General features: G+C 49.5%; 21 protein-coding genes. 10 read left to right on the plus strand and 11 right to left on the minus strand.

Translation table 11 applies throughout. From position 1 onward, the window contains the following. The first annotated feature begins 167 nt into the window (after positions 1 to 167). From cpaB to CRO57_RS19035, 7 genes are all read left to right on the plus strand, one after another. Complete coding sequence (gene cpaB / locus CRO57_RS19005) at positions 168 to 941, plus strand: Flp pilus assembly protein CpaB (protein ID WP_097155070.1); 774 nt, start codon at positions 168 to 170, stop codon at positions 939 to 941. Next, positions 941 to 2,413, plus strand: a complete 1,473-nt coding sequence (locus CRO57_RS19010; protein ID WP_244580163.1) for a type II and III secretion system protein family protein — start codon at positions 941 to 943, stop codon at positions 2,411 to 2,413. Before cpaB ends, CRO57_RS19010 begins: the two co-directional genes overlap by 1 nt. An 11-nt stretch (positions 2,414 to 2,424) precedes the next feature. Next, on the plus strand, positions 2,425 to 3,165 hold the full coding sequence (locus CRO57_RS19015; RefSeq protein WP_097155071.1) for a CpaD family pilus assembly protein: 741 nt from the start codon (positions 2,425 to 2,427) through the stop codon (positions 3,163 to 3,165). Beyond that, positions 3,162 to 4,469: a CpaE/TadZ family protein gene (locus CRO57_RS19020; RefSeq protein WP_097155072.1), complete on the plus strand. Its 1,308-nt coding sequence runs from the start codon at positions 3,162 to 3,164 to the stop codon at positions 4,467 to 4,469. The genes CRO57_RS19015 and CRO57_RS19020 overlap by 4 nt, the downstream gene beginning before the upstream one ends. A gap of 26 nt (positions 4,470 to 4,495) precedes the next feature. Next, positions 4,496 to 5,938, plus strand: coding sequence for a TadA family conjugal transfer-associated ATPase (locus CRO57_RS19025; RefSeq protein ID WP_097155073.1), 1,443 nt, complete (start codon positions 4,496 to 4,498; stop codon positions 5,936 to 5,938). 122 nt (positions 5,939 to 6,060) lie between these two features. After that, positions 6,061 to 7,065: a type II secretion system F family protein gene (locus CRO57_RS19030; RefSeq protein ID WP_097155074.1), complete on the plus strand. Its 1,005-nt coding sequence runs from the start codon at positions 6,061 to 6,063 to the stop codon at positions 7,063 to 7,065. 61 nt (positions 7,066 to 7,126) lie between these two features. Further along, entirely contained in the window at positions 7,127 to 8,098 is a 972-nt protein-coding gene (locus tag CRO57_RS19035) for a type II secretion system F family protein (RefSeq protein WP_097155075.1), read from the plus strand. A 126-nt stretch (positions 8,099 to 8,224) separates the two neighbouring features. Here the strand turns inward: CRO57_RS19035 and CRO57_RS19040 are convergent, their stop codons facing one another. After that, complete coding sequence (locus CRO57_RS19040; RefSeq protein WP_097155076.1) at positions 8,225 to 9,007, minus strand: tetratricopeptide repeat protein; 783 nt, start codon at positions 9,005 to 9,007, stop codon at positions 8,225 to 8,227. 288 nt (positions 9,008 to 9,295) lie between these two features. On the opposite strand from CRO57_RS19040, the gene CRO57_RS19045 reads away from it, so the two are divergent. The 3 genes from CRO57_RS19045 (at position 9,296) to CRO57_RS19055 (ending at position 12,249) form a co-directional block, all read left to right on the plus strand. Beyond that, on the plus strand, positions 9,296 to 10,669 hold the full coding sequence (locus tag CRO57_RS19045; RefSeq protein WP_097155077.1) for a leucyl aminopeptidase family protein: 1,374 nt from the start codon (positions 9,296 to 9,298) through the stop codon (positions 10,667 to 10,669). A gap of 191 nt (positions 10,670 to 10,860) precedes the next feature. Continuing rightward, a complete protein-coding gene (locus CRO57_RS19050) occupies positions 10,861 to 11,211 on the plus strand; it encodes a MarR family transcriptional regulator (RefSeq protein ID WP_097155078.1) in 351 nt (116 codons plus the stop codon). A gap of 135 nt (positions 11,212 to 11,346) precedes the next feature. Further along, positions 11,347 to 12,249 (plus strand): C40 family peptidase, encoded by a 903-nt coding sequence (locus tag CRO57_RS19055; protein WP_097155079.1) that lies wholly within the window; start codon positions 11,347 to 11,349, stop codon positions 12,247 to 12,249. 9 nt (positions 12,250 to 12,258) lie between these two features. On the opposite strand, the gene CRO57_RS24415 is transcribed toward CRO57_RS19055, so the two are convergent. The 10 genes from CRO57_RS24415 to pncA form a co-directional block, all read right to left on the minus strand. Beyond that, a complete protein-coding gene (locus tag CRO57_RS24415) occupies positions 12,259 to 12,906 on the minus strand; it encodes a hypothetical protein (protein ID WP_141401278.1) in 648 nt (215 codons plus the stop codon). A 36-nt stretch (positions 12,907 to 12,942) separates the two neighbouring features. Then, complete coding sequence (locus CRO57_RS19065) at positions 12,943 to 13,884, minus strand: 2-hydroxyacid dehydrogenase (protein WP_097155081.1); 942 nt, start codon at positions 13,882 to 13,884, stop codon at positions 12,943 to 12,945. A 10-nt stretch (positions 13,885 to 13,894) separates the two neighbouring features. Beyond that, entirely contained in the window at positions 13,895 to 15,538 is a 1,644-nt protein-coding gene (locus tag CRO57_RS19070; RefSeq protein WP_097155082.1) for an ABC transporter ATP-binding protein, read from the minus strand. Positions 15,539 to 15,550: 12 nt separating this feature from the next. Next, a complete protein-coding gene (locus tag CRO57_RS19075; protein ID WP_097155083.1) occupies positions 15,551 to 16,660 on the minus strand; it encodes an ABC transporter permease in 1,110 nt (369 codons plus the stop codon). A gap of 2 nt (positions 16,661 to 16,662) precedes the next feature. After that, positions 16,663 to 17,778 (minus strand): microcin C ABC transporter permease YejB, encoded by a 1,116-nt coding sequence (locus CRO57_RS19080; RefSeq protein WP_097155084.1) that lies wholly within the window; start codon positions 17,776 to 17,778, stop codon positions 16,663 to 16,665. A 168-nt stretch (positions 17,779 to 17,946) separates the two neighbouring features. Then, a complete protein-coding gene (locus tag CRO57_RS19085) occupies positions 17,947 to 19,875 on the minus strand; it encodes an extracellular solute-binding protein (RefSeq protein WP_170956172.1) in 1,929 nt (642 codons plus the stop codon). A gap of 42 nt (positions 19,876 to 19,917) precedes the next feature. After that, the gene (locus tag CRO57_RS19090; protein WP_244580153.1) at positions 19,918 to 21,900 is read right to left on the minus strand and encodes an extracellular solute-binding protein; all 1,983 of its coding nucleotides are present in this window, start codon (positions 21,898 to 21,900) and stop codon (positions 19,918 to 19,920) included. Between the two features lie 175 nt (positions 21,901 to 22,075). Beyond that, entirely contained in the window at positions 22,076 to 22,546 is a 471-nt protein-coding gene (locus CRO57_RS19095) for a YbaK/EbsC family protein (protein ID WP_244580154.1), read from the minus strand. Between the two features lie 14 nt (positions 22,547 to 22,560). Further along, positions 22,561 to 23,853 carry a nicotinate phosphoribosyltransferase gene (gene pncB, locus CRO57_RS19100; protein WP_097155086.1) on the minus strand — a complete coding sequence of 431 codons (1,293 nt, stop codon included), beginning with the start codon at positions 23,851 to 23,853 and terminating at the stop codon, positions 22,561 to 22,563. A gap of 47 nt (positions 23,854 to 23,900) precedes the next feature. After that, positions 23,901 to 24,536 carry a bifunctional nicotinamidase/pyrazinamidase gene (pncA, locus tag CRO57_RS19105; RefSeq protein WP_425291290.1) on the minus strand — a complete coding sequence of 212 codons (636 nt, stop codon included), beginning with the start codon at positions 24,534 to 24,536 and terminating at the stop codon, positions 23,901 to 23,903. Positions 24,537 to 24,649 lie beyond the last annotated feature (113 nt).

Here is a 24,649-nt window from a genome sequence, read left to right on the forward strand (position 1 = left end):
GAAGAACACGGTTATTCAGCTGAAGATGTAATTGCTGCAAATTGCAAAATTAATTTCAAATTAAACAAAAGCGCTTACCTGTCGTTAACCATAACTGGTGAACACTAACCCCAGAAAAGCACTGCGCCCGGTGCTGGGACGGGCGTACAACCATTTGGAATGGAAAAATGAGAGTAGCGCGTATTGCCGTCATTGCTGTAGCTGTATTGGCTGGATTGATTGCCATGATTCTGGCGCGATCCATGACTGCCCCCGCTCCACAATCTGAGGAGCTGGCTGAAGTATCTCAGCCTGCTATGGAAGTGGTAGAGGTTTTGACCGCAACCAATGACATTCCCTTAGGTACAAGCTTGACAGCTGAGCATTTCATGTGGCGCAAGTGGCCGTCAGAAAGTGCAGTTACGGGTTATATACGCAAAGATGAACGCCCACTTGCGGCTAGCGACCTGGTCGGAGCCGTTGTTCGCAGTTCTTTCTCCGCAGGCGAACCGATTAAGGATGGCAAGATTGCTATGGCTGGTCAGGGTTTCATGTCTGCCATTCTTCCAAAAGGGCGCCGCGCAATTGCCACGCGTATTTCAGCAGAGACCAGCGCCGGTGGTTTCATTCTGCCAAGAGATCGTGTGGACGTAATCCTGACTGAGGAAAGCGATAACGGCGTTTCATCCGAGACCATCCTGACAAACATTCGTGTGCTGGCGATTGATCAGAATGTCGAAGAACAAGATGGTGAGAAGGTTGTCGTAGGAGAGACCGCCACTCTGGAGCTTCTACCACAGCAAAGCGAAATTCTGGCAACAGCGCAAACTCAAGGCAAACTCTCTCTTGCTCTACGGTCATTGGAAGATGCGGAAAGTGACGGCGAGCAGGAGCAAACCGATAGCGGTACCATCGTAATGGTACGATCTGGTGTTATCACCAAGAAAACGGTTCGGCAGTGATGAGAGGGGAGCGTAAAATAATGTCATATGGATTGATTAATTTCAACAAGCTCAAAGATCACCGGCCTCTCAAATTTGCCGGGATACAAGCTGTCCTTCTCGTCGCCTTGATTATATTTGGTTCGGCAATGCAGATATCGCCAGCAATGGCTGGCTCCTCAATGCGCTTACAGGCGGCAAATGCCAATGGCCGGCATATTTCGTTGGGTTTGAACAAGTCGATTGTCATTGAAACACCTCGTGATGTAAGAGATGTTCTTGTATCCAACCCGGCAATTGCAGATGCCGTGGTACGTTCGGAGCGGAGAGTATACCTGATCGGAATGGCCGTTGGACAAGCCAATGTTATATTGTTTGATGGGCAAGGTGCACAGATCGCCTCGTTCGAGATCAATGTAGCTCGTGATAGCAAATCTTTGACATCGTTGATCCGTAGGATGATTCCGAAATCCAACATTAAAGTTGAAGGTGTCGGTGAGGGGATTATCCTGTCTGGTACTGCCAAGTCGCCCGCGGACTCGGAAAAAGCCATGGATCTGGCCGCCAACTATATTGGTGATCGTAAAAAGGTGTCCAACTACATTTCCGTTTCCGCCCGCGAACAAGTCCAGCTACGAGTAACTGTTGCAGAAGTTCAACGTAATGTTTTCAAGCAGTTGGGAATTGATACTGGTTATGCAATCAATAGGGGTATCTTCAATCTTGCAGGAGCAGTGGCCAACAACTTTTCGACAAATACCTCAGCGTTGTCCGGCACCAATCTACTAGGTACACTCGGAAGTGGAAGTAACAGATTTCAAGCCCAGCTTAGAGCGTTGGAACGCAATGGCTTGGTTCGAACACTTGCCGAGCCAAATCTGACAGCGATCTCGGGCGAGCGGGCTAATTTTTTGGCGGGTGGTGAATTTCCTGTACCGGTAGGTTTGGAAGATAACAAGATCACAATTGAGTTCAAACCCTACGGTGTTGCTCTCGGTTTCCGCCCCATCGTGATGAGTGAGAATCGCATCAGTTTGCAGGTGAAAACGGAAGTATCTGAATTGACCAGAGAAGAAACCGTGACCGTCGGTGCTGGTGGTTCCGCACTGGCTATACCTGGATTGAAGGTTCGCCGTTCTCAAACAACGATTGAGCTACCATCGGGTGGAACAATGGCTATGGCAGGATTACTCCGTGATGAAGTGCGAAAATCGATTGATGGTTTTCCGGGCTTGAAGGATCTCCCGGTTCTAGGAACTCTTTTTCGCTCCAATGATTACAAGCGCAACCAGACCGAGTTGGTCATTTTTATCACCCCATATGTGGTGAAGCCGGTTTCGCGCGCCAAACTCGAAGATCCGGGGCGGAACTTGGACGTCGCCAGCGATGCGAGCAGTTATTTCCTTGGAGCGATTAATCGCAGATATGACTTGTCCGGCAAAGCTGGCAAACGGACGAAATATTATGGCCGGTATGGTTATAGCTATGAATAGGATGCAGGTCGATGATCGTGAATAGAAACGAAAAGTCAAAGAAAATGACCGAGCCGTCCCAGACACGCCGCAAAGTGGCAAGCCGTGCCCTGATCCTTACTCTTGGTGCTCTGGCTTTGGTTGGTTGTAAGAAGCAGACCTTACGGGATGCTTATCCGGATGAGTATACCTTGCGTCATCCTATTACCTTGCAACAATCCGCCTCGACAATTGATATTCCCGTTGGAGTGCACAGTGAAAATCTGACACCTTCCAATGTCTCTGCCATTCATGCTTATGCACGTGAGTTTCATCTGGAGCGGGCTGCGGTGATTCAATTGATGGTGCCATCAGGATCTCAGAACGAAAGCACCGCTGGTTACATGAGCAAGAAGGTGCGGTCCGAATTGCTCCGTTCGGGTGTCAAATCCAGTCAGATTGATGTCATCACCTATTCGGCAGGCAATGGCATTGACGCACCCATTCGCCTTGCCTATCCGAAGGTCGAGGCCAAGGTTTCTGAATGCGGATTATGGCCGGGTGACTTCGGCAAACAGGCGTCCAATCGCTCTTATCATAATTTTGGCTGTGCCACCCAGAAGAATCTGGCTGCATCTGTTGCCAACCCGCAGGATCTGATCCAGCCCCGTGGTTGGGATCCGCGCGACTCCAACCGTCGATCCGCGCAAACCGAGAAATATCGCACTGGGGAGCCGACTTGGTCAGAAGATTTGGGTAGCAATATCGGCTCGAGCTCAGAGGTCAAGCAATGAGTGAACAACCAATTCCGAACACTGGCTTTGAAATCGATTCCGACTATGAGGCTTTTGAAGATGAATTTTCCACAGGTCTCAATGAAGACCTGACGGAAGTTCGTCCACTACCGCGCATTTCAATTCAGGCATTCTGTGAATCACCACAAATTCTATCGGTGATTGAAGAGGTCAAACAAGATCGCCGCTTGGCAAGAGCGCATGTGAAAGCGGTTTCTGGTGGCATTTCGGCAGCGACGGAATTTTTCTATGAAGCGCCGACACCCAATCTGATAATTCTCGAAGCCACTCAGAATTACGATCAGTTGATTGGAGAGTTGGATCAGCTGGCCAATGTTTGCGATGCAGGCACCAAGGTTGTGTTGATTGGCCATGTCAACGATGTACACCTCTATCGAGATCTGGTGCGTCGAGGGGTTTCTGAATATGTAGTAGCTCCTGTCTCCCCCAATGATTTGATCATGGTTTTGAGCGAACTCTATAATGATCCCGATGCCGCTCCTCTCGGTCGTACCATCGCTTTCATTGGCGCCAAGGGTGGTGTAGGTTCTTCGACCGTTGCACATAATATTGGCTGGTCTATTTCCCATCATCAGAGCCAGGATGTGATCGTTGCAGATCTCGATGTGCCTTTTGGAACTGCGGGGCTGGATTTCAATCAGGACCCCCCTCAGACAATTGCTGATGCCATTAAGGCTGCAGATCGACTGGATGATCAATATCTGGAGAGAATTCTGACAAAGTGCTCGGAGCGGCTAAGCCTCCTGACAGCGCCAGCGGTTCTGGACAATACAACCGACTTTGATGGCGAATTCTTTTCTCATATGATGGAATTACTCCAGAATTCGGCACCTTACACAATCCTTGATTTACCTCATCTTTGGACCGGGTGGAACAAGCAGCTTTTGCTTGCATCCGATGATATCGTCATTACTGCGATGCCGGATCTGGCCAATCTGCGCAATGTAAAAAACATGCTGGATTTGATCAATCAGGAACGCAATGCAGATCGTCCACCGCAATTGGTTATCAATCAGACAGGCATTCAAAAGCGTCCTGAAATCAAGGCAAAGGATTTTGCTGCGGCGCTGGAATATGAAGATTTTTATGAAATCAGCTTCGATGCCGCGGCTTTTGGTATGGCCGCAAATAACGGCCAGATGATTGGTGAGTTGGGTGGAACAGCCAAGATCGCCGAGATTCTAGATGGTCTTGCTGGGAGCTTGACAGGACGCCTTGAAATTCAAAAACAAAGCAAATCTCTGCTGGCACCGTTGCTGCAACGGTTTGGCAAGAATAAATAATGCTTGTTAAGAAGAGTGTTTGAGTGATGTTTGGAAAACGCGGATCTGATGCAAAAGCGAGTGGCCCGGCACCCAAGATGAAGGTGACGAGCACGCCTGCTGCTCCAATGGAGAAGCCTAAGCCTGCTTCCGAACCACTGGAACAAAATTATGAAGCGATTGAAGATAAGCAAAGTGCCAAGTCTGAACAATACTTTGATATCAAAACTTCTGTTTTCGGTGCATTGATCGATACGATCGATTTGGCACAAATGGCTCGCTTGGATTCAGATTCCGCACGTGAGGAAATTCGCGATATCGTTTCCGAAATCATTGCACTGAAAAATATTGTTCTGTCGATTGCCGAGCAGGAAGATTTGCTGGACGATATCTGCAACGATGTCTTGGGCTATGGACCTCTTGAGCCGTTGTTGGCGCGTGACGACATTGCCGATATCATGGTCAATGGTGCGGAAAAAACCTATATCGAAACATCGGGTAAAGTATATCTGACCAATGTGCGCTTCCGTGACAATGGGCAATTGATGAATATCTGTCAACGGATCGTGTCTCAGGTTGGTCGGCGAGTTGATGAATCCAGTCCTATCTGTGATGCGCGTCTGCCGGACGGTTCTCGCGTAAACGTTATTGCGCCGCCATTGTCAATTGACGGTCCTGCTTTGACCATTCGTAAATTTAAGAAAGACAAGCTCACCCTTGATCAGCTGGTCAAGTTTGGCTCCATTTCGCCAGAAGGCGCCAAGATCCTGCAGATCATTGGCAAGGTACGCTGTAACATTGTGATTTCCGGCGGTACCGGTTCGGGTAAAACAACTTTGCTGAATTGTTTGACCAACTATATTGAAGGCGATGAACGCATCGTTACATGCGAAGATGCTGCCGAATTACAGCTTCAACAGCCCCATGTCGTGCGATTGGAAACGCGCCCACCAAACTTGGAAGGCGAAGGGCAGATCACCATGACGGATCTGGTCAAAAACTGTCTGCGTATGCGTCCTGAGCGTATCATCGTTGGTGAGGTTCGTGGTTTTGAGGCTTTTGACTTACTCCAGGCCATGAATACAGGTCATGATGGTTCCATGGGTACCTTGCACGCCAACTCACCAAGGGAAGCTCTCTCCCGTCTGGAAGCGATGATCACCATGGGTGGTTTTAATCTACCCGCCAGAACCATTCGCGAAATGATCGTCGGTTCGGTTGATGTTATCGTTCAGGCATCGCGTTTGAGAGATGGCTCACGGCGTATTACCCATATTACCGAAGTAATCGGCATGGAAGGTGATGTCATCACCACTCAGGATCTGTTCGTTTACGAGATCAAGGGCGAGGATGCCAATGGTCGATTGATTGGACAACATAAATCAACCGGTATCGGTCGCCCGGCCTTTTGGGAGCGGGCAAGATATTACAATGAGGAAAACAATCTGGCGGCAGCTTTGGATGCAGCGGCTGAGAAACATGATTTCTAATTCAGAGCAATCCTGTGGCAACCAAATATGCTCGATTGTCTCAATTCATCAGAGCGTAAATCTCACTGCAGGTGTTTCGTTCTCTGCAAACTGGCACCGATACTAGGGAAGAGCAAAGATCAATGGATTTCATCTTATCCGATTCAGTTCTGACACTGGCTTTGTTTGGTCTGGTGGTTTTATCCATAGTCGGGATCTTATGGGGGCTTTTCTATCCCAAATTGTCCAGTACAGCCGGTCGGGACAAACGTATGCAGGCAATTCAGATGTCTCGCGTTCAGATTGCAGATACCAAGCTCAAGAAAGCTTCAGCTGATCGTCGCAAGGACATTGAGGATAATCTCAAACAGATTGAAGAGAAGGAGAATGAGAGCAAGAAAAAGAAGCTCACTCTTGCCTCTCGCCTCGCACAAGCAGGTTTGGAAATTTCTCCCAAGCAATTCATGATCTATAGTGCAGTCTCTGGATTTGTCTGTTTTTTGCTGGCACTTATTGGCGGTATGGGCATGTTGGTTTCAATTGGAATCGGAATTGTCGGTTTCATTGGCTTGCCCAATTTTTGGCTGTCTCGCCGTCGCAAGAAACGGCTGGCCAAATTTCTCAAGGAGTTTCCAAATGCTGTCGATGTAATTGTAAGAGGCGTCAAAACCGGCTTGCCTCTGGGTGATTGCATTTCCATTGCGGCAACTGAGACGGCAGAGCCTGTAGCGGGAGAATTCCAGCGTTTGGTAGACGAACAGGCAATGGGCCTTTCATTGGCGGCTGTTTTACCACGTCTCCATGAGCGGATACCAATATCGGAAACAAACTTTCTTGCAATCGTGATTGCCATTCAGGCGCAAGCCGGTGGTAGTTTGGCAGAAGCATTAGGCAATCTTTCCAAGGTGTTACGTGCGCGAGCACAGATGAAGGAAAAAATTGGTGCAATGTCGATGGAGGCGAAAGCTTCCGCTGCAATTATTGGCATTATGCCTTTTGTAATCGGTCTGATGACTTACTTCACTTCACCGGACTACATCATGATCCTGTTCAAACAAGAATTGGGTTGGATTGTTATGGGAGCTACTCTTGTCTGGATGGGAATTGGCATCTGGATGATGAAAAATATGATCAATTTTGACATTTGAACGGCGCGTATATAGCTGGAGAATGAAAAGAATTGAGTAACGAAAAAGAAACGGTCAGATTATGAGTGGTTTGCTAGATATACATACCCTATTCGCTCTTGTGACAGCAGTAGCAGTGATTGCGTCCATTTTGTCCGTGGCTCTTCCTTTACTCGAAAAGAACGAGCTGAGTGGTCGCATGAAGCAGGTAGCGATTGAGAGAGAGAAAATCCGCGCCCGCGAACGAGCTAAATTGGCACAAAATATTGGTGGTAAGTCTGAGCGAATTTCTTTGCGTCAGGAACCGAAAGCCTTGGTTATGCAAATCGTTGATCGTTTCAACATGCGTGATGCTTTTGCAGACAAGGCAACCCGAAATCGCCTGAAGCAGGCAGGCTTTCGCAGTGAAGCCCATTTGATGACCTTTACCTTTGCCCGCATCGCAGGGCCGATAGCTGGTCTTCTGCTAGCGCTTTTTTATCTCTTCTTTCTGGCCAAGCTTGACCAGCCACCTTTTATGAAAATATTCATGGCTTTCTGTTTCGCATATGCTTGTTATTATGCACCAATTCTTTATCTCAAAAACTTGTCAGACAAACGCAAGCAATCCATTAACCGAGCATGGCCGGATGCGTTGGATTTGTTTTTGATCTGCGTGGAATCCGGCATGACAGCAGAATTGGGTTTCCAGAAAGTTGCTTCGGAAATTGGTAGTTCATCCGTCGAGTTGGCCGAAGAACTGACCCTTTTGACTGCAGAGTTATCTTATCTCCAGGAAAGAAAGATAGCATATGAAAATCTGTCAGATCGAACTGGGCTGGAAGGTGTTCGCGGGGTTATGACAAGCTTGATCCAGGCCGAGCGCTATGGCACGCCTCTTGGTGATGCTATTCGGGTTATGGCGGATGAAAATCGAACAGCTCGCATGAGTGCTGCCGAAAAAAAAGCTGCAGCTCTGCCACCCAAATTGACCGTCCCGATGATCCTTTTCTTTCTGCCTGCAATCTTTGTCGTGGTTCTGGGACCTGCCGCTCTTAGCTTTTTTGCAAAATAGAAAAGCGGATTTTTATCAGGAAGCAAAAAAGGGACCAGAAGGCCCCTTTAAATTTGAAAATCTTGAACATATTTTTGACCGAAAACCGCACGCACTTTTCGGGAATATGCTCTAGGTTGATGTGGATCAGCTTCTCTTCTTTTTCTTGATTTTGTTCCAGTTGCCTCGCTCCGCCATCATGGTTCTCAAGTACGCCATATTGGCCTCAGCCTGTCGCGGGGAAAGCTCGCTTCTTGCAATTCTTTCCGCCTCGGAAAAATTGCCTTGCAGTCCGAGGACCAACGCCAAATTCTGACGGACCCGACTATCGGCCTTTGGATGTTTGGCAGCTTCTCGCAGATAGCTTTCAGCTGACGGCAAGTTGCCTTCAAGCAAATATGACAGACCATAATTGGACAGGATGCTTGGCTCGCCAGGGGCCAGCAACAATGCCTTGTCATAATAAGAGCGGGCAACATCGAAATTGCCCAATTGATCATTGATTGCGCCTGCTGCCGATTCAAGTCGCCAGTCCGGCGTTGTTGGATTCTGGGCTCGGTCCAACACGACGAGGGCTTGTTTGAAACGCCCTTTTGCTGCCAGCACCTTGCCATATGCAGCAAGAACCACCTTGTCGTTTGATGCTTGTGTTGCCAGTCGTTCCAGCACAGCAAGGGACTGATCAATACGTCCGACATGTCTTAGGGATTGTCCGTAATTGAGCGCTGCGTCCCGATCATTGCGATTGCTCTTATAGCGCTTTTCCCAATAAGTGACGGATTCCATCAAAGCTTGTTCACTGGCATATCCAGCACCATTATGTGAACTGGTTGAGATACTCTTTTTCTTTGAGGAACATCCTCCAACAATCAAAGCCATGGCAACTGATGCAATCAGAGCAGACTTCCGCATGGATGTGAGAGCGGACATGAAATACCTCATAAAACGGATCTATGCACATGCGATATCAAGGCTCGCAATGTGTACGAATACCCTGATGCTTTCCTCCAGAAATAAATGGTTAACCCTAATGCTTGGTTAATTCGTGCAAATTGCAACGATATTGAGTCTGAAATTTGCAAAGTCAGCGAATAGTGGGATTGGAAAATGTGGTTGCCTTTCTAATTGCATAAGGATTTCCTTCCCAAAAACTTTGCTTTAGGCTGCGATTCACGCGATTTACACCTCATCTTGAGGTAACAGCCGACAGGACATTCTATGACAAGCTCAACTCCCATTCATTTTGTGACCAGCCAAACATTGGATGAAAAACTGGAGGCACTTCCGCCCATGGCGCAAAGCTGGGCGAAAACCCATGATTTCGCAGCCAGAAAAGGACAGATCTGCCTTTTGCCTTCTTCTGATGGGTCCATTGAACAAGTTCTGTTCGGATTGGGAGTGGTGAATGAGAAAGATGGCAATCCACTCGACGTGGGAGTTTTGCCAACCAAGCTGCCTGTCGGCACCTACCATTACGCAAATGGTGCCGAGGTCTGGAAGGTTGAAGATCTTTCTCTTGCAGTGTTGGCCTGGTATTTGGGAGGCTATCGTTTTGATCGTTATAAGGATGCCGGGAAGGAAATGCCGGAACTGGATTGGCCAGAGCAGGTCAATCGCGATGAGATCCAACTTCTTGCGAAAGGCTCCAATCTTGCCCGCGATTTGATCAATATTCCAGCCAATGATATGGGTCCTGATGAATTGGAAGCCATTACCAAAGGTCTTGCAGATAGCCATGGTGCGGGTCTTACCGTCACCAAGGGCGATGCTTTGTTGGAACGTAATTTTCCGATGATCCACGCTGTTGGGCGTGCCAGTACGCGCAAGCCACGTTTGCTTGATCTGGTTTGGGGGGAAGAAGGCAACCCTAAGGTAACTCTGGTTGGTAAAGGTGTGTGTTTCGATACTGGCGGGTTGGATCTCAAGCCGAGCTCCGCGATGCTTTTGATGAAAAAGGATATGGGCGGGGCAGCCAACGTATTGGGTCTTGCATCCATGATCATGAGCGCAAAATTGCCGGTGCGTTTGCGTGTACTGATCCCTGCGGTGGAAAATTCCGTGGCTGGCAATGCTTTCCGGCCAGGCGATGTGTTGCAGAGCCATAAAGGCTTGACAGTCGAAATTGGCAATACCGATGCTGAAGGGCGTTTGGTGCTGGCGGACGCTATGTCGCTGGCTGATACGGAGGCTCCCGACCTGATGATCGATATGGCAACTTTGACCGGTGCTGCACGTGTGGCTCTTGGTCCGGATTTGCCGCCTTTTTACAGTGATGATGATGAATTGGTTGGTGAAATAAATGAGCTGGCTAAAAGCAATCGTGATCCACTCTGGAACATGCCGCTTTGGGATGGTTATGATCAGAACCTTTCATCCGAAATTGCGGATGTGAATCATATTTCCACGGGTGGCTTTGCCGGTTCGATTACAGCAGCACTATTCTTGCGCCGTTTTGTAGATCAGGCGAAAAGCTGGGTTCATTTTGATATTTATGGTTGGGCGCCAAAAGCACAGCCCAGTCGTCCAAAAGGCGGGGAGGCACAAAGTATCCGAACACTCTTCGCCTTGATCAGAAAACGATATGGGTCCTGAGCTTAACTTATTGACTTAATTATTTTTGTTAACTGTGAACTCAGGATAAAGACGCATTTTGTGCATCTTTATCCTGGGTCTCCTTGCATCGCAATGTATCTTGTTCTTAAATAAAATCGGCTCCGAAACAAGCGCAACACGAATTAAGCCAACGAGCCGGTGTGCGCCGCAACAGCGATTGACGGGAACGGATGGGATTTGAATTTCGCGCAAGCCAGGCATTGAAGCTTTGGCATGATGTGACCTTGGGCTTGGTCCGCGAGGAAGAGACAGATCTGTCTGCACGTCAAATGACAGTTTTGCTGACTGTCTATCTGGAACCACCTCCTCATACCGTTCGAGGCCTCGCCGAAAAGCTTGGGGTGACAAAGCCGGCTATCACACGTGCTTTGGATACGATGGGCAGGATGAAATTGGTTGATCGACGCCGTGATGAAAATGATAAACGCAACGTCATTATCATGCGTACCGTTGAAGGCGCGCTCTATGTGGAGCGTTTGGGCGACAAGATCACAAAGTCTGCTCTTGATTTGCCCCATTGATCTCAGCGTCCTGGAAGTCCAGGACCGTGCTTCTGGCCTTCTTTGAAACAAACTCTTATGCGAAAAGTACTTCAACTTTTCAGGAGCGCGATGTAATCATTGAAAAGCGATTTGTTTGATTTCAAGGAGTGCCAGATGTTGAACCCATCTCTTAATGCCTACCGTTCCGATCTGGCCGATATCCGCCTTGAAGGGCAAGTCGAAGCCGAACACTTCATCCAGCCGACGATCATGCGTATTGCGGTACCTATTGCTCCGCTTAAGCGTGAACCGGATCCGAAAGGTGGACTGGATAGTCAGATACTACTCGGCGAAGTCGTTCGTGTCTTTGAGCAGCGTGAAGATGGTTGGAGCTGGGTTCAGCAGGAAAGCGACGGCTATGTCGGTTATCTGCCGAGCAATTCTCTTGGTCCTTACCGCAATGAAGAGGGAGGCGAGCCAACATTCCATATTTGTGTGCCCCGTACCTTTGTTTATCCCGAGCCGGATCTGAAAATACCCGCATCGACTTTCCTGTCACTAGGGGCCGGCGTTGTCCTGGGGGAAGCGATTGAAACCAGAGGCACGACCTATCGAAAAGTGTTGAACTTGCCTCAATTGCAAGGGCAGGAGGGCTGGATCGTCACTCAACATGCACGCCCTGTCATGGAAAAATCTAAAGATTTTGTCGCCGAAGCCGAAAGCCTGATCGGTACACCCTATCTGTGGGGTGGGAAAAGCTCTTTGGGTATTGATTGCTCGGGTTTGGTTCAGTTGGCTTGCCGGATGGCAGGGATCGAAGTGATGCGGGATGCCTCCATGCAGGAAAAATCCGCTGGTGAAGCTTTGGATTTTGCCGATGAATTGCCAGCTTTGCAAAGAGGTGATCTGATCTTCTGGCCTGGCCATGTTGGCATCATGTGTGATGCCAAAACTCTTCTTCACGCTAACGGTCATCATATGGCCGTGGCAAGCGAACCGCTCGAAGGGGCTTTGGAACGTATCGCCAATCATGACTATGGCGATATGCGATCCATCAGACGATTAGCACCACAATAATCGGATCTATCACACGTCATTCTGATCGGAACTGGCCGCGTCTGCGAATTCGGGCCTAAATCCAGCATGCAGGATCGATATAGTGGGGCGTGGGGTCAGCACACTGACCGGGCCAGTTGGTCGTGGAACAATGGGACCATATTGCCCATTCTCCCATGAACAGATACCGTCTTTCCGCACGAGATGCGGCAGACCCTGCAATAAGACAAAAGCCCCGGTGGGGAGAGTACCGATATCAGCTATATGGCGAACTTGCTCTCTCCTGCGGGTAACACGAGCTTTGTGGAGGTATTTGTCGGCTTCCTTATGTCCTGGCCAATGACCAAAAGTCTGTTCCCAGGCAGTTCGCCAGGCATCATAAGCATCTCGTCGACAATAGGCACAGGGGCGGTGACCTGCTGCAAGTCCAACGGCTTCATCGGTAAAAAAGAATGGGGTCCATCCACGAGCTGGTTGCGGTCCGTGATACCGACCTCGAGGATGATGTAGAGTGCAAATGATCCAATGCTGATGCTTCCAGCGTGATGGGCCAAGGCGGCCTGTCGCATCAAACGGCAAGACGCCTCGATTGCCTGTAAAGTGTCCACGAAAAGACGCCGATACAATTTCTCCAGTTGGCAAAACCCGGTTTTGTAACGGTGTGGACGAGTTTTTCATGCTTTCACATATCCATCAGCGTGTTGGCTTCAATGCTTAATATCCGACAGCACGGTCAACGACACTTTCCATTGGTTTGCCAGACTCATGGAGTTTCAGCTGCTTCACAACATAATCAGTTAGCGCTCCTGCCGAACTTGCAGCTGCGTTGTGAGGCGTCAGAATAATATTGGGATGAGACCAGATTGGGCTGCCATCCCGTAAAGGTTCCTCCTCGAAGACATCCAGCGAAGCACCGATCAGAAGGCCCTCATCCATGGCTTCCATGATATCACGTTCAACCTGAACCTTGCCACGGCCAGCATTGATGAGAACCGGACCACCCAATGCGCCGTCACGGGGGAGTTTCTTGAAGAGATCAAGATTCAGCATTCCCTCGGTTTCGGGCGTATGAGGCAACAGGCAAACCAGAATATCGGTTTGGCTAAGCATATCGTCGAGACCATGTTCGCCAGCAAAGCTACGAATGCCATCCAATGTCTTGGGAGACCGGCTCCAGCCCATTACATCATATCCCATGACGGACAGCTTATGGGCGGCATCCTGGCCAAGAACGCCAAGTCCGAGAAGACCAACCCGGATTTCTTTTGCGGCAGCATCTTCGCGGTCCATCCAGATACCAGCCTGCTGAAAACGCATATAGGAGAGGCTACGACGATGATGTAGCAAACATTGCAACACAACATATTCACTCATGCGATTGGTGAGATCGGTGTCAACAACCCTTACTACGGGAACCGCTGGCAGATCAGGATCATTCAGCAGAAAATCCACCCCTGCACCGAGTGAGAAGATTACTTCCAGATTGGGAAACAGGGCAAGTGCTCCCGGTTCCGGTTTCCAGACCATTGCATAGCGAATATTCTCGGGGTCATCGATCTCATCAAAGCTGCGGATGACGTGATTAGGCAACATTTGCCGAAAACGGTCCAGCCATTGGTTCTGGTTCCACCCTTTGGTGTAAAGAGCAATTGTCATTGATGGTATCCTAATCTGCCACGATGCCTTCTGGTGCCGCCTCCATCCGCAGGGCTGCGGCCATCAGAGCTTTGGTATAGTCAGTTTGGGGTGCATCGAAAATTTGTGTCACATCGCCTTGTTCAACCACTTTGCCAGCTCGCATAACCAGCACGCGATTTGACAAGGCACGTACAACTTTCAAATCGTGACTGATAAACAAATAAGTCAAACCATGTCTAGCCTGCAGGTCCCGCAACAGATCGACTACCTGAGACTGAACACTCATATCCAGAGCCGAGGTTGGCTCGTCGAGCATGACGAATTTTGGTTCCAGAATCATGGCGCGCGCAATGGAAACGCGTTGACGTTGACCGCCGGAAAATTCGTGTGGGTAACGATGGCGTGTTTCAGGATCAATACCCACTTCATCCAGTACATGGCAGACTTTGCGGTCCTGTTCTTCTGCTGATAGATCAGGAGCATGTATGGACAACCCTTCCGCCACGATATCGGCAATCGACATGCGCGGAGAAAGAGAGCCAAAAGGATCCTGAAAGACAATCTGCATGTCACCACGCATGGTGCGAATGGCCTTGCTATCCAGATTGTTGATGGGATCGCCCTGAAAGACAATTGGGCCATCGGAGGAAATCATACGCAAAAGAGCCAATCCCAAGGTGGTTTTGCCTGAACCGGACTCTCCGACGATACCAAGTGTTTCCCCTTTTCGAATGGAAAGTGAAATCCCGTCCACTGCCTTGATATGACCGACCGTGCGGCGAAGCAGTCCGCGCTTGATAGGGAACCAGACTTTCAGATCATCTGTCTTGAGCAGGATTGGAGCATCATCTGCAACAGCCAACGCCTCGCCGGAAGGTTCCGACCCGAGTAAATGCTGGGTATAGGTATGCTGAGGGTTGGCAAAAATCTCAGCCGTATCACCGCTTTCAACAATCTCGCCGTCGGTCATGACGCAGACGCGATCAGCCAACCGTTCGACAATGCCCAGATCGTGGGTGATGAAGAGAAGGGCCATGCCATGGCTTTTTTGCAATTCTCGCAACAGATCCAGGATTTGTGCCTGAACTGTCACGTCCAATGCTGTAGTTGGCTCATCGGCAATAAGAAGCTCCGGTTCATTGGCAAGTGCCATGGCAATCATCACACGCTGTCGCTGGCCGCCAGAAAGCTGATGCGGATAGCTTTTCAAGCGTTTCTCAGGTTCACGAATACCCACGTCATTGAGTAGTTCCAGAACTCGCTCGCGGCTTTGACTTTCGCTCATACCATGGTGAATGGAGAGGACCTCACCAATTTGTTGTTCCACTGTGTGGAGTGGATTAAGCGAACTCATCGGCTCCTGAAAGATCATGGAAATGCGATTGCCGCGTACACTACGAAGTGTCTTATCGTCCGCTTGCAGCAAATCCTGACCATCAAACTGTACTTTTCCGGTTGGATGGGATGCTGCCGGATAGGGTAGCAACTTCAAAATTGACAGGGCTGAGACGGATTTGCCGGATCCGGATTCCCCGACCAGAGCCAGTGTCTCCCCTTTCTCCAGATCAAAAGAGATCCTATCGACGGCAAGGTTTGTTTTGCCATCCTGCTGGAAAGCAACAGACAGATTGCGAACTTGCAAAAGAGGCGCGCTCGAGGCTTGTTTGCTCATCTCTGTTCTCTCCTATCGGAAGGTTTTGCGAGGATCGAAAGCATCACGAACAGCCTCACCAATGAAAATCAGCAAGCTCAGCATGATGGAAATGGAGAAGAAACCTGTAATGCCAAGCCAAGGCGCTTCCAGATTCTTTTTACCCTGTGCCAGCAGCTCACCAAGCGATGGTGAGCCAGGCGGGAGACCAAAGCCAAGAAAATCCAGCGACGTCAATGTTGTGATTGAGCCATTGAGAATGAAAGGCATGAATGTCAGAGTGGCGACCATCGCATTGGGCAGCAAATGACGGATCATGATTGTACGGTCTGAAACCCCCAAGGCTTTGGCTGCAGCGACATACTCAAAATTTCTAGCTCGCAGGAATTCCGCACGGACTACGCCAACCAGCGCCACCCAGGAAAACAGCAACAGAATTCCAAGCAAAATCCAGAAGCTCGGGGTGATGATTGCAGCGATGATCAACAATAAATAAAGTTGGGGGACAGACGTCCAGATCTCGATAAAACGTTGGAAGATCAGATCGACCATACCACCGAAGAAACCTTGAACAGCGCCAGCTGCGACGCCAATGACCGAGGAGAAAAGGGTGAGTGTCAGGCCAAATAGAACCGAGATGCGAAAGCCATAGATCAATCGGGCGAGAACATCGCGACCCTGATCATCAGTTCCCAGCCAGTTCCAGTTCCCAAGCGAGCAATTGATATCGTCAACGCCTGCTTCAAAGGGAGCACAACGTTCTTGCCTGGTCAGCATCCAGCTCGGAGGGGCGGGGGCAGGAGTGGGTAGGTCCAGATTGACTGTTCTGTAGGAATAGCGAACTGGTGCCCAGAGAATCCAGCCATTTTGATTGATCTCATCCTGCACGAATGGATCGCGATAGTCTGTCTTTGGCAGAAAACCACCAAATTTGGTTTCCGGATAGTCTACCAGAAGCGGGGATAGTGTCTCGCCCTTGTAGGAAACCAGCAAGGGCTTGTCATTGGCGATCAGTTCGGCAACGAGAGTGAGAAGAAACAGGGCAATGAATAACCAGAGCGAGATATGGCCCCGGCGATTGGCTCTGAAATTCTGCATGCGGCGCTGATTGATCGGAGAGAGTTCCATTGAAAATAGAGCCATGATCACACCTCCCGACTTTCAAAATCGATCCTGGGATCAATCAGGGTATAGGTGATATCGGAAATCAGACTCACAATCAGACCCATGAGCGAGAAAATATAAAGGGTGGCGAAAATGACGGCATAATCACGATTGATGACCGATTCAAAAGAGAGGAGGCCTAATCCATCCAGCGAGAAGATGGTTTCGATCAAAAGCGATCCGCCAAAGAATGCACCAATGAATGCCCCGGGAAAGCCTGCAATGATGATCAGCATAGCGTTGCGAAATACATGACCATACAGGACCTGGCGTTCTGTCAGGCCTTTGGCGCGTGCCGTGACCACATATTGCTTGCGAATCTCATCAAGGAAAGAGTTCTTGGTCAAAAGGGTCGTTGTTGCAAAGGCTGCCAACGCCATGGAAATGAGTGGAAGTGCAAGATGCCAGAAATAATCGACGATTTTTTCGAAGAGAGAGAGGTCCTCGAAATTGTCGGACACCAGTCCTCTTAGCGGGAACCAGTCGAGGAAGGAACCACCAGCGAACAGAACAACGAGTAACACGGCAAAAAGAAAACCCGGAATGGCATAGCCTACAATGATCACAGCCGAGGTCCAGACATCAAAGCTGGAGCCATCACTCACAGCTTTGCGAATGCCCAGAGGAATGGAAACAAGATAGGAGATCAAGGTCATCCAGAGACCAAGGGATATGGAGACCGGCATTTTCTCCAGAATGAGATCCAGCACTTTGATGTCGCGAAAATAACTGTCGCCGAAATCAAAGGTTGCATAATTGCCGAGCATCGTCAGGAAGCGTTCAAGCGGCGGTTTGTCAAAGCCGAATTGCTTCTCCAATTCCTTGATGAATTCAGGATCCAGACCTTGCGCACCGCGATATTTGGAGTTCAGATCATCCCCGCCAGATCCACCGCCTTGATTGGTACCCGACCCGGCAAAATCATTGCCACCACCTGAAATCCGGTCGGTTGCTCCAACATCGGTGCCTGTGACTTGGGCGATGATCCTCTCAACGGGCCCTCCGGGTGCAAACTGAATGACAGCAAAATTGATGGCCATAATCCCGATCAAGGTAGGGATGATCAGCAACAGGCGTCGCAAGATATAAGCGCCCATAAACACTCCTGATGAATAAGATCGGATTATCCCGATCTATCGCTCGTTGAGGTCCAGCCATGCTTGTCCCTCAATCGGGTCGAACATGGCAAGAAGTCGTTAACCATATAAAGCCATGAAATAGTTTCGGATTCCTTGCACAAAACATGGAGTTCACGGCCCAAAATGCTATTTTTCCCACCACCAGCGTTCGGGATAGAAGGCGAGCACCGGATCTGCATTCTCACGCTCTTCCGGCCAGCCGAATTTATCCCAAATCCCGATTGTGTGAATTGGTTTGTTCCAGTTAGGCACCCAATAGTGACCAGCTCTCCATATCCGATCGATTGCTCGCCCGGCTGCCTCCATGTCTTCGCGTGTTTTTGCATCGAGAGCTGCGTCAATCATGGCGTCCAATACCGGATGCTTGATACCAGCAATATTATAGCTGCCATTGATATCGGCCGATTTACTGCTCCAGAAAGTGCGAATGGAATCGGAGAGGGTGGGAGATAGAGAATAGCGACGTCCGACAAGATCAAAATCGAAACTATCGGCTCGGCTTTGAAATTGAGATGGATCGACCAACCGGAAAGTCATCTTGACGCCCAGCAATGCCAGATTATTGATCCAGGGTGTCACGACACGTTCGAAGGCTGAACTATTGGCCATGACTTCAACTTCGAGGGCTTCACCAGCATCATTCACCAGACCATCAACATTTCGCTTCCAGCCTGCCTCTTGCAAGAGCTGATTGGCGCGGCGCAAAAGCTTGCGGTCTTTACCAGAAGCATCACTCGTTGGTGGAGTATAAGGCTCGTCAAAAATGGATGGATCCAGCTTATCACGATATGGTTCCAGAAGCTCCAGTACCTTACCATCAGCCTTTCCCGACGCTTTCATATTGGTGCGTTCAAAGAAGGAGTGGGTTCTTTGATAGAGCCCGAAAAACAAATTCTTGTTCGACCATTCAAAATCGAATGCCAGAGCGATTGCTTCGCGGGTGCGGGGATCTGAGAACTTTGCACGGCGAGTGTTGAAAAACCAGCCCTGCGCTCCGGATGGGGTGCGATCAGGTAGTTCCACACGCTTGACTTTCCCTTCCTTGATGGCGGGAAAATCATACTTTTTTGCCCAACCCTTGGAACTGAATTCTTCGTGATAGGTAATGTCACCCTTCTTGAAGGCTTCAAAGAGTGCTGTACGCTCGCGATTGAATTCCAATCGGACAATATCGAAATTATTCTGACCGACATTGACCGGCAAATCCTTGCCCCAATAATCAAGGTTACGTTCATATTCGATGAATGAACCTGCCTTGAACTTCCCGATCCTGTACGGCCCTGAGCCAATTGGTGGTGTAAGTGTGGACTTGTCGAACGAAATTTTGCTGTAATAAGCCTTGGAAAAGACAGGTACGGTGCTTGCCACTTCCATTGGGGTTTGTCGACCCTGCTTTCCGGAGAAGACCAGCAAGGCATCCTTACCGTCGACCTTGGCATCTATCAGATCACGAAGACTGGTGCGAATGACCGGGTGGCCTTTTTCCTTCAAAAGCATATAGGAAAAGGCAACATCCTCTGCTGTGACGGGACTACCATCATGAAAGAGGGCTTCATCACGTAAAGTGAAGCGATAGTGATTGCCATCTGGTGAGAGACTGACGCTGTTGGCCAACAACCCATAAATGGCATCGGGCTCGTCATAGGCGCGCACCATCAAGGTATCAAATATCAGTTCAATGCGAGGTGGTGCATCACCTTTCAGCACGAATCCATTGAGCGTATTGAAGGTCGCGTGGTTTTGATTATAGCTCCAGCTGGGGGCAGAAAAGACAAAGCGGCCGCCTTTTGGCGCATCAGGATTGACATAGTCAAAATTTTTGAAATCCGGACCATATTTCAAGGACCCAAAGACAGAAAGCCCATGGCGGGCATCAGACGCCCAACCGACCAACGGACGTCCCGCAAGGCAAATCCCCGAAACCAGTGCCAATGCGGCACTGGAGAGAAAATGCCTTCGGGATAAAGACTTGTGTGGACGTGAGCAGGACTGGCCTTGAGGCTTTTGGCTTTGAACAAGCTCAGCCTCGTCTTGATTGTCTGCTGCACGCGTCATTCTTGTCTCATCCTTTGTTCTGTTCTGTCGAACTGGCATTGATTATTGTTTGGCTTCGATGGACTTTGCCTTGGCCTCGTCCCACCACCAGATGGTAGGAAAACCGACGGTAAGGATTGGAAGGTCTTTTGGATGACCGAAGCGATTCCAGCGGGCGGTACGGGTCATGTCATTGGTCCAACCAGGAACCATGTAATGATTGGCTTGCAAAACTCTGTCCAATGCACGGGCAGCGGTGACCAGCGATTTGCGATTGTCAGCAAAGATAATGGCATCAACCAACTTATCGACTGCCGGGTTCTTGATGCCGCCAAAGTTGCGAGACCCTTCCCGATCAGCCGATGCGGAGCCAAAATAGCCTTTTTGTTCATTCCCAAGAGATAGGGACTGAGCAAAACCACCATAGATGAAATCATAGTCTCGATTACGCAGGCGGTTGACATATTGTGCGCTGTCAACAACGCGAATGGTCATCTTGATGCCAACGCGCTCCATCGAGGCTTGCAAGCGTAGTGCAATTCGCTCAAAGGACGGAGTGGAGACCAGATATTCAATCTCGAAGGCTTCGCCTTTTTCATTACGCATCACACTTCTGGTTGGGTCAGAGCTGAGGCCCAATGTACTGGTAATGGAATGCCAAAACCCGGCTAGACCTGTCGGCATCTTGCTTTTGTCAATTTCTGTTTTTGGTTCCCAACCCGCCTCCTTGAACAGCTCAAGCGCTTTTTTGAGATTGCTGCGAATGTCTTCACGGCTCTCAACCTTCGGCTGGTCTGGCAGTTCCTCGAAGACAATCGCTGGGACTTGGTCTTTCAGGGGCTCCAAAAGAGCCAGTTCAGCCGCATCGGGCTTTCCACTCGCGGCAAATTCGGTGCCAAAGAAATAGGAACCGGCTCGCTTGTACTGATTGAAAAACAAGGTGCGGTTCATCTCTTCAAAATTGAAGAGATAGTTCAAGGCCTGGCGAACCCTTGGATCTTTGAACTTTTCTCGCCGCATATTGGGAAAGAAGCCAATCGTAACGCCACTTGCACGGTCAGGAAATTCTTCCTTGATCACCCGTCCATCTTCGATAGCGGGAAAGTCGTAGCTCTTGGCCCAAACACGAGCTGTGTTTTCGACACGAAAATCATAGGCATCCGATTTGAAGGCTTCGAACATGACCGTATTGTCGCGGAAATATTCATAACGGAGCTGCTCAAAATTGTTGGAACCAATATTGATAGCCAGATCCTTGCCCCAGTAATCATCGACACGATCAAGGATCATGAATTTTCCAGGTGAGAATTCACCGATTTTGTAGGCACCGGACCCTAAAGGTGGCTCAAGGGTAACTCGAGAGATATCGCGCTTTTCACCTTTTGCATCTGTGCCGGTCCACCAGTGTTTTGGCAGGATCAGAAGCTGCCCGACAATATGAGGCAACTCACGATTTCCTTCTTCATCGAAGCGGAAAGTGACCTCATTTTCTCCGGTAATTTCAGCGCCGACAACATGGCTGTAATAGAAACGTTGCTGCGGACTGAGGCTGGTCAGTTTCTCGAACGACCAGATAACATCCTCCGGGGTGATCGGTTTCCCGTCATGCCAGCGTGCTTCAGGGCGCAGGCGAAATTTGACATAGGAATAATTTGGCCCGATCAACATCTCTTCGGCAACAAGGCCATATTCAGTCGAGATCTCGTCATAGCTGCTTGCCATCAGGGTGTCATAGATATTGCCCAGCCCCGCAGCAGGGTCTCCTTTTGGAATAATTGCATTGAAGTTGTCAAAACCACCCGCTACCGCTTGTCGGGCAATGCCACCCTTGGGAGCATCTGGATTGACATAATCAAAATGTTTGAAGCCTTTGGGATATTTGACATCACCCATCAAAGAGGTGCCATGAAGCCAGGTGTCGAACTCAACGGCTTGAGCCGGTATGCTGGTTGATGCAAGACCAAGAGCAAGACATCCAAGAAGGGCGAGATTGGTCACACCAAAAGCTTGTACGCGGGCATTGCCGGAGCGCAATTTTAAAGACACAGGGCTTCTCCTCCAAATAAATCGAAAACCACTCTAACAAATAGCAAATTACCAATTAAGCAACATTATGGTGAGCGAAGAAAACAGCTTTGTGAGCAGGTAAATAGGGTTCACAAAGCTGTTAGCTGTGGATGAGTGCGTAAATTTCAAATGCAAACCTGTCAGCTGATGAATATCAGCAAGGCAAGATCACGGCATTGATTGCCTTCCGCAACGCATGTGGTTGAACACAAAAAACAGCTTGTGGACTGCCAGCAGCAGCCCAGACCAGATCATAATCCAGAAGTGACGGATCCATATAAACCGGCATGGGGCATTTGTGGCCAATAGGCACAACGCCACCAATGGCGAAGCCGGTCTCAGCCCTTACCTTGCGAGGGTCGGCGCGCTGCAAGTCGCTGCCAACGGTCTCGGCAATAGTCTTCAAATCAGCCTGCTTGTGCCCGACAATGAGCAACAGCACCAGAGCCTCATTGTCTTTGCGCTCAAAAATCAGGCTCTTGATAATTTGTTCGACTTCACATTCGCAGGCATCTGCTGCCTCTTGTGCTGTTCGGGTGGATTGAGGCATCACACGGATTTCGATATCGAGCGACAGTGCTTCTGCTTCATCCTGTACGCGCTTTTGAGAGTCGGATTTCTTCACTGTTTGATCCGTCCTCAAACAATGATCTCCATGGCTTCCTGCTGTCCGACATTGAAGACACGGCGATAGCGGTCAATCTCGGCATCCGGGCCAAGAGCCTTATTTGGATTATCGGATAATTTCACCGTTGGGCGACCATCAGCAGAGATGGCCTTGCAGACCAGAGAGAAGGGAGTTAGCGCGTCATTGGGCACAAGATTACGGAAATCGTTGGTCAGAAGAGTGCCCCACCCGAAACTGATCCGCGCCCGGCCATGGAATTGCTGATGAAGTTCGCGGATTTTGTCGACATCCAGACCATCAGAAAAAATGATGCGTTTGTTGCGAGGGTCCTGCCCATGCTCATTCCACCATTGAATGGCTTTTTCCGCGCCGGTTGCCGGATCGCCACTATCAATGCGGATTCCGGTCCATTCTGAGAGCCAATCCGGCGCATTGGACAAAAAGCCGTCGGTACCATAGGTGTCAGGCAAAATAATCAGCAAGTTGCCGTCATGTTCCTCCTGCCAGTCTCGAAGGACCTGATAAGGAGCATCTGCCAGTTCTGCATCGCTATTGGCAAGGGCTGAATAAACCATGGGCAATTCATGGGCATTGGTGCCTATGGCCTCCACTTCGCGGCGCATGGCAATCAGGCAGTTGGAAGTGCCGACAAATTTGTCACCCAAGCCTTCCATCATGGCCTGGACACACCAGTCCTGCCATAAGAAGGAATGGCGGCGGCGTGTACCAAAATCAGCCAGCAACAAACCATCAATATCGCGTAGTTGCTCTACTTTCTCCCACAATTTGGTCATGGCGCGCGCATAGAGAACCTGCAGTTCGAATTTGCCCATATCGTGCAATACTGCCCGTGTGCGCAGTTCCATCAGAACAGCGAGGGCCGGGATTTCCCAGAGCATGACCGAAGGCCAGTCACCCTCAAAAGTCAATTCATACTGATCGCCAATGCGTTCCAGATGATAGGGCGGTAGGCGCAAATTTTCGAACCATTCCATGAAATCGGATCGGAACATCGCGCGTTTGCCATAGAAGGTATTGCCCCGCAGCCAGGTGCTTTCACCGCGAGAGAGTGACAGCGAGCGGATATGATCCAGCTGCGCACGCAGTTCGCCCTCATCAATCAGCTTGGCCAGTGGAATGTGAGAGGATCGATTGATCAGGCTGAAAGTGACACGCGTATCGGGCTTGTTCAGGAACACCGATTGCGCCATCAATAGCTTGTAAAAATCAGTATCAATCAGCGAACGCACAATGGGATCAATTTTCCATTTGTGATTATAAACACGCGTTGCTAGATCTGTCATCGACATCATTCCTTAAAGGCGGGCAGTGGGCGAATATCTGTTCACGACTAATTGTGAACTTTCACACCATGGACTTGCATGTCATCTAGGGCTGCTTTGAGCGAGCCGTCAAGGTCAATCGCCCGGCAAGCTGACAGGATCACCTCAACTTCATATCCAAGGCGCGCGGCATCCACAGCCGAATAGCGTACACAATAATCGGTGGCCAAGCCAACGATGGTCAGTTTGCGGATGCCCAATATATCCAGATAACCCTTCAATCCGGTCGGTGTGCTTCGATCATTCTCGAAAAAAGAGGAATAGCTATCGATGGCCGGATTGGCGCCTTTGCGAATGATCAGATCCGCATGATCAGTCTGTAAATCCTGATGAAAGGCTGCGCCATTGCTGCCCTGAACACAATGATCGGGCCATAGAACCTGATCGCCATAAGGCATTTTGACCATTGAGAAAGGCACTTTACCCTCATGAGATGTAGCAAAGGAAGAATGGCCGGCAGGATGCCAATCCTGGGTCAGAACAATGGTTGCATAATCAGTCATCATCTTATTGACCAAGGGAACGATTTCATCCCCACCAGGTACGGCTAGAGAACCACCGGGGCAGAAGTCATTCTGGACGTCAATAACGATAAGGGCTTCTGATTTTTTGTCCATCTCTTCGTTTTCCTGATTTTGTGTCATGGCAGACTTGCTAGCCTTGCTGCTGCTGATCGTAAGAAAATGTGCACCGGCACTGACAGAGGCCAGTGTTCCTCCCACCATGACAGATCGTCTTGATATCTTCACTACCATTA

The sequence above is a fragment of the Cohaesibacter gelatinilyticus genome (assembly GCF_900215605.1).
GTDB classification, from domain to species: domain Bacteria; phylum Pseudomonadota; class Alphaproteobacteria; order Rhizobiales; family Cohaesibacteraceae; genus Cohaesibacter; species Cohaesibacter gelatinilyticus.

Coding starts and splice junctions, on each gene's coding strand:
- cpaB (WP_097155070.1), top strand. CDS start 168: ATGAGAGTAGCGCGTATTGCCGTCATTGCTGTAGCTGTATTGGCTGGA.
- CRO57_RS19010 (WP_244580163.1), top strand. CDS start 941: ATGAGAGGGGAGCGTAAAATAATGTCATATGGATTGATTAATTTCAAC.
- CRO57_RS19015 (WP_097155071.1), top strand. CDS start 2,425: ATGATCGTGAATAGAAACGAAAAGTCAAAGAAAATGACCGAGCCGTCC.
- CRO57_RS19020 (WP_097155072.1), top strand. CDS start 3,162: ATGAGTGAACAACCAATTCCGAACACTGGCTTTGAAATCGATTCCGAC.
- CRO57_RS19025 (WP_097155073.1), top strand. CDS start 4,496: ATGTTTGGAAAACGCGGATCTGATGCAAAAGCGAGTGGCCCGGCACCC.
- CRO57_RS19030 (WP_097155074.1), top strand. CDS start 6,061: ATGGATTTCATCTTATCCGATTCAGTTCTGACACTGGCTTTGTTTGGT.
- CRO57_RS19035 (WP_097155075.1), top strand. CDS start 7,127: ATGAGTGGTTTGCTAGATATACATACCCTATTCGCTCTTGTGACAGCA.
- CRO57_RS19040 (WP_097155076.1), bottom strand. CDS start 9,007: ATGTCCGCTCTCACATCCATGCGGAAGTCTGCTCTGATTGCATCAGTT.
- CRO57_RS19045 (WP_097155077.1), top strand. CDS start 9,296: ATGACAAGCTCAACTCCCATTCATTTTGTGACCAGCCAAACATTGGAT.
- CRO57_RS19050 (WP_097155078.1), top strand. CDS start 10,861: ATGGGATTTGAATTTCGCGCAAGCCAGGCATTGAAGCTTTGGCATGAT.
- CRO57_RS19055 (WP_097155079.1), top strand. CDS start 11,347: ATGTTGAACCCATCTCTTAATGCCTACCGTTCCGATCTGGCCGATATC.
- CRO57_RS24415 (WP_141401278.1), bottom strand. CDS start 12,906: ATGAAAAACTCGTCCACACCGTTACAAAACCGGGTTTTGCCAACTGGA.
- CRO57_RS19065 (WP_097155081.1), bottom strand. CDS start 13,884: ATGACAATTGCTCTTTACACCAAAGGGTGGAACCAGAACCAATGGCTG.
- CRO57_RS19070 (WP_097155082.1), bottom strand. CDS start 15,538: ATGAGCAAACAAGCCTCGAGCGCGCCTCTTTTGCAAGTTCGCAATCTG.
- CRO57_RS19075 (WP_097155083.1), bottom strand. CDS start 16,660: ATGGCTCTATTTTCAATGGAACTCTCTCCGATCAATCAGCGCCGCATG.
- CRO57_RS19080 (WP_097155084.1), bottom strand. CDS start 17,778: ATGGGCGCTTATATCTTGCGACGCCTGTTGCTGATCATCCCTACCTTG.
- CRO57_RS19085 (WP_170956172.1), bottom strand. CDS start 19,875: ATGACGCGTGCAGCAGACAATCAAGACGAGGCTGAGCTTGTTCAAAGC.
- pncB (WP_097155086.1), bottom strand. CDS start 23,853: ATGACAGATCTAGCAACGCGTGTTTATAATCACAAATGGAAAATTGAT.
- pncA (WP_425291290.1), bottom strand. CDS start 24,536: ATGACACAAAATCAGGAAAACGAAGAGATGGACAAAAAATCAGAAGCC.